This window comes from Paractinoplanes durhamensis (assembly GCF_016862175.1).
GTDB lineage: Bacteria > Actinomycetota > Actinomycetes > Mycobacteriales > Micromonosporaceae > Actinoplanes > Actinoplanes durhamensis.
The window spans coordinates 1-1,888 of sequence record NZ_BOML01000117.1; the positions used below are offsets into that span (position 1 = coordinate 1).

Consider the following 1,888-nt stretch of genomic DNA (forward strand, 5'->3'; position numbering starts at 1 on the left):
CCTAGGTGACTGGTGTTAAACGCGGGTTGATTGGTGCTTGCGGTCGGTCCTGGTCGCTGTTGTAGCTGATTGGGTGTTCCTCGGCGTTTGGGTTGGGGCGGTCGGCAGGCGTTGGTAGGTAAGGGTTGTGGGCGTTTGTGGCGGGTTCCGGGGCGTGTTGTGGGCGCGTCGTGCGGTGTGTCCCGAGGTCCCGGGGTCGCTTGTTAGGTGGCCCAGCCGCGGTGTTGGTTGTGGGTGAGTCCGAGGGTGGCGAGTCGGGCGAGGTTGGTCGCGGCGGCCAGGAGGGTGAAGTCGGCGGCGACGCGTGGCAGGCCGCGCATGCGGGCGCGGCGGCCGCCGTGGCGGCGGCGCATGAGGTGGGCGATTTTGCGTTCGACTTTGGGGCGGGTGGCCCGGTAGTCGGCCTTCCAGGCGGGGTCGGTCTGCTGGGTCCGGGCCGTGGTGAGGTGGGTTTCCCAGCGGCTGATGGTGATTTGCCGGCCGGTCTTCGACGCGGTGCATTGGGCTCGCAGGGGGCAGCCGGTGCAGGCTTTACCGAAGTCGGCTTTCCCGGCATGGCGTGGGTGCTCGCTGATCGGCCGGATAGGGGTGGTGACTTGGTTTGGGCAGGTCACCGTGCCGGCGCCTAGGTCGATGGTGAACTGGTCCTTGGTGTATTTGCCGGCCGGCGCGTTCGGGGGCTGGACCTTGGTCTTGATGTCGATCCGGGCGTCGTGCAGCCGTTCGAGGACTTCACCGGCGCCGTAAGCGGCGTCGCCGTAGACCGCCGGGTCGCCGGCCGGTGTGCTGCCGGGGGTGTCGGCGGGCGGGTCGGTGAGGTCGGTGATCAGGTCGGCGGCCGGTCCGGCGTCGCCGGTGTTACCGGCGGTGACCTGGGTGGCGGTGATGATCTCGCTGTCCGGGTCGACGGCGAGGTGGCCTTTGTAGCCGTCGAAGCCGCGGTGGCTGGTCTTGTGTCCGTGCCGGGCCTGCGGGTCGACGGTGGAGATCACCCGATCGGTGGCGACTTTCCGGGCGATCCGCAGTATCCCGTCGTCGCCGGTTTCCAGGTCCTGGCCCAGCACGGTGGCCAGTAACCGCATCGCCTGGAGCACGGGTTCGGGCAGGTCCTTGCGTCCGTCGAGGGCTGCGAGGAGGGCGTAGCCGTCACGGGCCCGGGAGTCGATCAACGCTTCCCGGGCGTTCTTGTCGTCCCAGTCCACGACCGGTTTGCCGGTGCTGCTGTAGTCGTCACCGCTGGTCAGCGCCGCCCGTAGTTCGCCGGCCAGGCTTCGGCCGGCCGCGGTGAGCAGACCGCGGACCGCGGAGCGGATCAGGGTGATGGTGTCCATCGTGGCGACCGCGTCATACAACGGTGTCGAGTCCAGGACCCGGCGGCGGCCCAGCAGCCCTGCTTGGCCCGCCGCTTCGAGGGCGACCTCGAAGATCCGGTCCGGGCGGTCCGAGCGGCGTAGCCGTTCGCGCATGTCGACCAGGACCGTGTGCGCGAACCCGGCCCGCGAGGCACCGTCCCAGCCACCGACCCCGGCCGCGTATCGCCACCGGATGTCGAACGCGAACCGGTCCACGGCCTCCCGGTCGGACAGCCCTTCCAGGCGCTGCAGCACCATCACCGCCGCGACCACCGACGGCGGCACCGACCGGCGCCCGACCTGGGCGAACAAGTCGGTGAACAGACTGTCCGGGAACAGGCGGTCACGGTGCTCATGCAGGAACGCGTAGATCGAGTTCGCCGGCAGAGACTCGGCGCAGAACCGGCTGACCGGATCGAGGAGATCCAGCTGCTGCGACGCTTTACCCAACGTCATACCATCAAACTACCGGAAATAGATGCAAAACGATGACTGCCACACCGACGGCAGCCACCGTTTAACACCAGTCACCTAGG

At 68.6% G+C, this 1,888-nt stretch carries 1 protein-coding gene; it reads right to left on the reverse strand.

Annotated features, from left to right (window positions below):
* Positions 1–203: 203 nt before the first annotated feature.
* On the reverse strand, positions 204–1,808 hold the full coding sequence (locus tag Adu01nite_RS47345) for an IS1182 family transposase (protein ID WP_203735989.1): 1,605 nt from the start codon (positions 1,806–1,808) through the stop codon (positions 204–206).
* Positions 1,809–1,888: the final 80 nt, after the last annotated feature.

Bases quoted from the DNA above. Each gene is read 5' to 3' on its own strand.
- Adu01nite_RS47345 (WP_203735989.1), bottom strand. From the start codon at position 1,808: ATGACGTTGGGTAAAGCGTCGCAGCAGCTGGATCTCCTCGATCCGGTC.